Raw genomic sequence first — 6228 nt, forward strand, 5'->3', positions numbered from 1 at the left:
CAAGGCAGAAGGCAAGAATCCGTTCACCCTCACTTCAAAAGAAGGCGACGGAACTTACCAGGCATTCCTCAACAACGAGACACGATACTCTGCTCTTACACGCAAGTTCCCGGAGCGCGCGAAGGTTCTCTTCGACAGGAATGAGCAGGCGGCGAAAGCAAGATTTGACCATCTGACGAAGTTGGTGGAGTTGTATAAGTAATCGTCATTCTGAGCGATAGCGAAGAATCTGTAAAAGAGATGTTTCGCTTCGCTCAACATGATAGAAAAAATGTCTTATTGGGCAAGTTGCCCGATGATGTGAAAAAATGCGGTGGTTGTGTTTCGACAGGCTCAACAACCAAGTGTGTCGAAACCACCGTTAAACGACGCCGTTCTTTCAACGAGAGATTGTTGAGAAAACGGCGTTTTTGTATTATTATGTTACTATCTACTGTTGAGGAAGAATATGCTGAAACTCAGAAAGTTACATCTTGAAAATTTCCGAGGTTTTGAAAATATAGATATTGCTTTCGGAAATAATATCACTTGTATCGCTGGTATAAACGGGGCTGGAAAAACCTCTTGTCTTGATGCGATTGTGTATAATCTTTCTTGGGTTACAGAAATGCTAAAACTCCCTCCCTATCAAAACGGGAGATATGTTCCTCCAATCGAAAAGAAAAAAGATTCGCCATTCCCTGCAAAGATTTCTTCTGATATAGAGCTTGATGGTTCTGTGACAAATATTGTTACTGGGGCAGACGCTTTTCCTGGAATGACTATAAAGTTTACCGATGAAGATGCAATGAAAGATTTATTTGCAAAAATCACTGAAATTTATCCGTTGGAAAATAGAAAAAATCTGCCAGTCATTATGTACTATCCCGCAAATAGGTCTGATTTGGATATAGATGTTTCAATTGATTCAGAAAAAGATTTGAGCGACAAATATGAAATTTATAAAAATAATTTAGAGCTTTCTGTTCATTACAAAGATTTTTTCCGCTGGTTCAGAGACAGGGAAGACCGCGAAAACGAAGAAATGGTCGAACGCTATAAAAATCATGCAGACAAACAAATTTATGAAGACAAAGCGTTGAAAGCAGTCCGAAATGCGATTTGTGTTCTTCTACCGAATTTTTCTCAGATGGCCGTAAACAGGAAACGGCAGACAATCGTTATAAAAAAAGATAATACGGAACTTGATTTTTCAAATCTCTCTGACGGTGAAAAAGAAATAATCACTGTTTTTGGCGACATTGCCCGAAGGTTGTCTTTGGCAAATGAAAGCCTTGAAAATCCGTTGGGCGGAGACGGCATAATTCTCATTGATGAAATCGATTTGCACCTGCATCCAAGCTGGCAGCGAAAAATTTGCAAGGCACTTACGGCGACTTTCCCAAATTGCCAGTTTATAATCACGACTCATTCCCCGCAGATTTTGGGCGAGTTGAAGCCACAGGATATTCGCTTATTGAATAATTTCAGCGTTTCTGTTCCAAGTCAAAGTTACGGACTTGATTCAAATACGATACTTGACTCTTTACAGAATACGACAAATGAACCTCTGAAACAGGATGCCGAGGTCTCAAAAAAAATTGATGAAATCTGTGATTTAATCGATAAAGAGAAATTCAAAGAAGCAAGAGAAAAACTGCATGAGCTTGAAAAAGAGATGAACGGCTCAAGTCCTGAAACAGCTTCGCTTTGGACGGAAATTTCTCTCATGGAAACTGCAAGCTAATTATGGTACGAATAATAAAACAAACTGAGCCTAAAGAGCTGTCAGCATACAAAAGAACCCAAAATTGCTCCTATTCAGGCTTGCGGGGAAAAGACAAAATTGCCGTTTATAAGGCGCTGATAAAAGAGCAGTACGGACTTTGCGCGTATTGTATGTGCCGGATTTTTTATGAGAATGAAGCAGAGAGAAACATTCAAATCGAGCATTTTCTCCCGCAATCTGAAAACGAACTTGGAACAGCGAAAAGTCTTGATTATAAAAATATGCTCGGAGTTTGTGATGGCGGAATTTCATATAACAAGAGGAATAAATTTCCAAGCAATGAAAACATTTCCTGCGATGCATATAAAGGTGACAAAAGGCTGTCCTTGAATCCGTCGGATAAAGATGATTTTGAAAAAATGAAGATTTATTATAGTTCAAGCGGAAGAATTCATTCTGAAAATTCTCACTTTGATGAGGAATTGAATTCCGTATTAAATTTGAACACCCAGCGATTAATAGATGAGCGGAAGAAAATAAAGCACGACATAATAAAAATTATGAGTAAACATAAGAAAATGACAAAATCACAAAAATTAAATTGGATAGAGGCTTTGAGAACTCCAAAAGATGGATTGCTTCCGCCGTTTTATGATTTTTCTGTAAAATTTATAGAAAAATTTATCAAATAACAATAGGAATTTACTCTTGGATGGACGAAAAATTTTTGTAAGATACCCGACTTTGCGTTTGGGCGAGCAACAAATTTTTGTTTGAAAGCAGAAATTTCATTTAGACGACCAACGGCATTTTGCCGTTCACGGAAATTTCATTTGGACGGCGAAATTACAAATGTTTGTTGCTCACTTTTGACTTGGGGAAGGAAAACACATTTGTAATTTGCTCGAAATTCCGTTCGGACTAGTTTCAAACAAATGCGCGGTGGTCAAAATTCCGCCAGCGAAAGAAAACTTGTCGGCGTTTTCACGGAAATTTCGTTTGGGCGAGGAAAACGCCGCGCGTTTTTGCTGAAATTTCGTTTGGACGAACAAAACGCCGCGCGTTTTTGTAGAAATTCACTCAGCGGAAGAAAACCGTGCAGTATTTCGCTTGTTGTGTTGCTAGCTAATTCTATCTTTTCATAATTTCATACGAACTGTGAAATTTCATTATCGTGTTTCTAAGTGATTCCCTCAGCGGGGCGGGAAAATCTTCCATAACGGAAATAATGTCGCGGTATTTTTGGTATAAATGAATCGCATCTGATTTTTCTTCGGAAATTGCAAGTGAATTTTGACTTTTCGTTATTCCCAAAAGCGAGTCCAAAGGCTTGTGTAGGGCATCTGCGATTTTCCGTGCGGTTTCCATTTCGGGAATGCTGTTCTCTCTGTTTCTGCCGTTCGTAATTGTGGGATATGGTACGCCCGAGACTTTCGCCAGAGTTTTTAAATTCATATTCAAATACTTTATTTCTTCATCAACATTTTTCCAAAATGGACTCATAATTATGAAATTATTTACTCTATGAAGTAAAATTTATAGACAAAGTTACCTTGTAAGATTATAATAATTCCACAAGGTATTAAGATTTACTTTTCAAAGTAAATATAAAAAGCAATGTTTTTAAGGAGAGTGTGAATTGCTATGGAATGGAAACTTGAAGAAGATGTTATCTGTTGTGAAGTTTGTGTTTATGAGTATGTCATAAATAAGAGCGATACAGACATAAGCACTTGTATTGAAAAAATAAAGCAGCATGCATCAATTTATCAAAGAGAGTTTGGCTTTATTAGGGAAAGAATTCAAAATATAAAATATTGGCTTGGAGAGTTATTTATAGAAAATACAGTTCCTGTGTCTCCATTATCTCATGCCGCAATTCAAACAAAAAAGACTTTAATAACCTGTCTCGAAAATGCAGGCTTTTTAAAAAGTGAAAAATAAAAGGATGGATTTTATGAAAAATTGCAAAGTTTTTTACGTTTTAGCGATTATGTTTCTTATCGCTACTTTGGGGGCTTGTGTTTCAATGCTATATGGGGATAAAGGTCAGAAAATATATCAGGACATGCCCGAAAATCTTTCAGACGCAGAGTATTGCGATTACAAAGTTGAAAAATACAAATTTCCAGACGGGAAAGTCGCAGATGTCTATGTGTTTGAAGATATTCATGACCAAGCTCTTTTTCTTAATCTTCAAAAATTCGCCTTGCAGGAAGACGGAATAGCTAGCGGCAGAAAATATTATAAAAAGGAAATCGCTTACGCTAAAGAACAAATTGCTTACTATTCTGAGTCAGAGCATTATAGTGCTAAAATGATTGCTATGTACAATGACACAATTGCTAGAAACAATTGGCATTTAAATGTAAAAGGACCGATGACACCATTCTATCAGCAGTACACTAAACTGTTGGAGCAGTACGGCGGGCAAAAAGAGTTGCTTAAACTAGCAGAAAATCAGAGCGAACTTTTTGTCGTTTCATACTACAAGGCAGAGGAATTGGGAAAACTCGCAGATTGCATAGTGGGAAGATATGCATCGGCATGTTATGAAGATGCAAAGGGCGTGTATTGGTTGCGTTTTTCTCCTCCAGCGGATTTGGTCGCTCTTCGTGGCAACAAAAAGGAGCAAGCAAGACATAGCGGAGAAATTGGTTATGAGGTAGTATTTATACCACGCTCTATGTATCCGAAAATTGTTGCTCCGAAAGTAAAACCAGCGAAAGTGACACCTTACACCCCTAATTCAATTCCAGATTCTGACCGCAATTTAACACCGACTTCTGCAAAGGGTACTAGCGCATATTACTATGATGAAAACTTGGCTTATCAGCTTCAGTGGCTTGCTGTGAAAATAGCTTGTAAAGGCATGTATGATATGGCATATACAGGAGATTTCCGTGCAAAAAATCCGACCGACTATTACAAGACCAGTTTTATAAAGAAATATCTTGCTACCAATGACGGCAAGGCTTCAAAAGGCACGACACTGTTTGAAGGAATTTGTTTTGACTATGCGGATTTTGCTTATCAAGAACTCAGTGATAACAAAAAGAGTTATTCTTCTAGGATTGCAAAATTCTATATGGTGGGAACTTTCAAGGATGCAAACGACATTATTGCATATCGATTAGCGGCGAAAGGAGAAAGTTCAGATATGACAATCAATAGAACGCCCGTAGTTGTTTTCAGTCATAATAATATTCGGGCACATGATGCCGCAACCAACCATGCGTGGTTTTGGGTGCAAGCCACAGATGGCACTATGTATTGGGTAGACCCGACATGGACGGATAACTCTGGTCGTCCAGTTTACGGAATTGTACGAGGCGGACAAGAAATACAATTACCGTATGACAAAAGTCTTTGTGTAAATTAAGTGATATAAGGAGTAAATATGAACAAGAAAAAATTTATGAGGTTTGTTTTAGTTGGATTGCTAAGTTGTGTTTTCCTGTTTGTTTCAGCGGCAGAGTCTGTAAATTTTGGCAAAAGGACAAAAGCACTTTATGCAAATGAAGCATTAGATTATGAAGATGCTATTTGTTGGGGTATGCTTATGGCATCCAATTATAACTCTGATTATTACGATTTTCTTGTGGAAATTCATACTAAAGCCGAATTCACTAAACTTTCGAAAGATTTATTTGAAGATTCATGGGAAGCTCTCATAACACAAAAATATGGATTAACGATGATTGATTGTAAAGATATAAATGACTATGAAGAAATCTCTGTAATTCGCCTTAAAGATGGAAAATTTGTAGTCATTTCAGTTGAAGCGACTGAGAAAACGAAAGATTAAGCCAAGCGTTAAGGATTGTAGGGGCGGCGAAGCCGTTGCCGTAGGCAATGTAGTGCGGAAGCACGGAACCCCGGAAAGCCTGACCCGAAGGGGAACGCCCTTTATGGTATTCGATACAGAGATGTACGCTAGGAAGCTTGCTTCCCGAAATACAGGTGGACAGGCATCAAAGGCTTCTAACATCGGTGAAGTCTGTCAGTTCGCAGCAGCTGGTAAAGAGATGGGCAAAAAGTCACTCTCAGAGATCGCTATGAGCTACGGCTACGTATACGTTGGACAGATTGCTCTCGGTGCAAATCCTGCACAGGCTCTCAAAGTCATTCAGGAAGCAGAGGCTTACAACGGTCCGTCACTCATCATCGGATACGCTCCATGTGAGCTCCACGGTGTTAAGGGCGGCAGCTAGAATCGAAGATTCGCAACCACTGTCAGGACGAGATGAAGGCAGCCGTAAAAGCCGGTTACTTAGGGAGCGACCGCCTGTGGCGGGCAAAACCTGTGAGACAGGTTTTGAGCGATTCTCCGAGCAGCTATGCTGCGAAGGGAACCTCTTCAGCTTCAACCCAGCCCTCAAGGCAGAAGGCAAGAATCCGTTCACCCTCACTTCAAAAGAAGGCGACGGAACTTACCAGGCATTCCTCAACAACGAGACACGATACTCTGCTCTTACACGCAAGTTCCCGGAGCGCGCGAAGGTTCTCTTCGACAGGAA

9 protein-coding genes are annotated in these 6228 nt (G+C 39.4%); 8 read left to right on the plus strand and 1 reads right to left on the minus strand.

Annotated elements, in window-relative coordinates:
* From IJJ71_RS05700 to IJJ71_RS05710, 3 genes are all read left to right on the plus strand, one after another.
* On the plus strand, positions 1 to 202 hold a 202-nt coding region (locus tag IJJ71_RS05700; RefSeq protein ID WP_296845867.1), incomplete at its 5' end, for a hypothetical protein.
* 246 nt (positions 203 to 448) lie between these two features.
* On the plus strand, positions 449 to 1726 hold the full coding sequence (locus IJJ71_RS05705) for an AAA family ATPase (protein ID WP_296845868.1): 1278 nt from the start codon (positions 449 to 451) through the stop codon (positions 1724 to 1726).
* Entirely contained in the window at positions 1690 to 2400 is a 711-nt protein-coding gene (locus tag IJJ71_RS05710) for a retron system putative HNH endonuclease (RefSeq protein WP_296845869.1), read from the plus strand. Before IJJ71_RS05705 ends, IJJ71_RS05710 begins: the two co-directional genes overlap by 37 nt.
* Positions 2401 to 2839: 439 nt before the next feature.
* Here the strand turns inward: IJJ71_RS05710 and IJJ71_RS05715 are convergent, their stop codons facing one another.
* Positions 2840 to 3211 (minus strand): helix-turn-helix domain-containing protein, encoded by a 372-nt coding sequence (locus IJJ71_RS05715; RefSeq protein WP_296845870.1) that lies wholly within the window; start codon positions 3209 to 3211, stop codon positions 2840 to 2842.
* 141 nt (positions 3212 to 3352) lie between these two features.
* On the opposite strand from IJJ71_RS05715, the gene IJJ71_RS05720 reads away from it, so the two are divergent.
* From IJJ71_RS05720 to IJJ71_RS05740, 5 genes are all read left to right on the plus strand, one after another.
* Positions 3353 to 3652, plus strand: coding sequence for a hypothetical protein (locus IJJ71_RS05720; protein WP_296845871.1), 300 nt, complete (start codon positions 3353 to 3355; stop codon positions 3650 to 3652).
* A 13-nt stretch (positions 3653 to 3665) separates the two neighbouring features.
* Positions 3666 to 5090 (plus strand): hypothetical protein, encoded by a 1425-nt coding sequence (locus IJJ71_RS05725; RefSeq protein ID WP_296845872.1) that lies wholly within the window; start codon positions 3666 to 3668, stop codon positions 5088 to 5090.
* 18 nt (positions 5091 to 5108) lie between these two features.
* The gene (locus IJJ71_RS05730; RefSeq protein ID WP_296845873.1) at positions 5109 to 5516 is read left to right on the plus strand and encodes a hypothetical protein; all 408 of its coding nucleotides are present in this window, start codon (positions 5109 to 5111) and stop codon (positions 5514 to 5516) included.
* Positions 5488 to 5922, plus strand: coding sequence for a thiamine pyrophosphate-dependent enzyme (locus IJJ71_RS05735; protein ID WP_296845874.1), 435 nt, complete (start codon positions 5488 to 5490; stop codon positions 5920 to 5922). Before IJJ71_RS05730 ends, IJJ71_RS05735 begins: the two co-directional genes overlap by 29 nt.
* Before the next feature lie 76 nt (positions 5923 to 5998).
* Positions 5999 to 6228, plus strand: a 230-nt coding sequence (locus tag IJJ71_RS05740) for a hypothetical protein (protein WP_296845875.1), incomplete at its 3' end; no start/stop codon positions are given.

It is taken from the genome of Treponema sp., assembly GCF_017430385.1.
Taxonomy (GTDB): Bacteria; Spirochaetota; Spirochaetia; order Treponematales; family Treponemataceae; genus Treponema_D.

Coding starts and splice junctions, on each gene's coding strand:
- IJJ71_RS05730 (WP_296845873.1), top strand. CDS start 5,109: ATGAACAAGAAAAAATTTATGAGGTTTGTTTTAGTTGGATTGCTAAGT.
- IJJ71_RS05715 (WP_296845870.1), bottom strand. CDS start 3,211: ATGAGTCCATTTTGGAAAAATGTTGATGAAGAAATAAAGTATTTGAAT.
- IJJ71_RS05725 (WP_296845872.1), top strand. CDS start 3,666: ATGAAAAATTGCAAAGTTTTTTACGTTTTAGCGATTATGTTTCTTATC.
- IJJ71_RS05705 (WP_296845868.1), top strand. CDS start 449: ATGCTGAAACTCAGAAAGTTACATCTTGAAAATTTCCGAGGTTTTGAA.
- IJJ71_RS05720 (WP_296845871.1), top strand. CDS start 3,353: ATGGAATGGAAACTTGAAGAAGATGTTATCTGTTGTGAAGTTTGTGTT.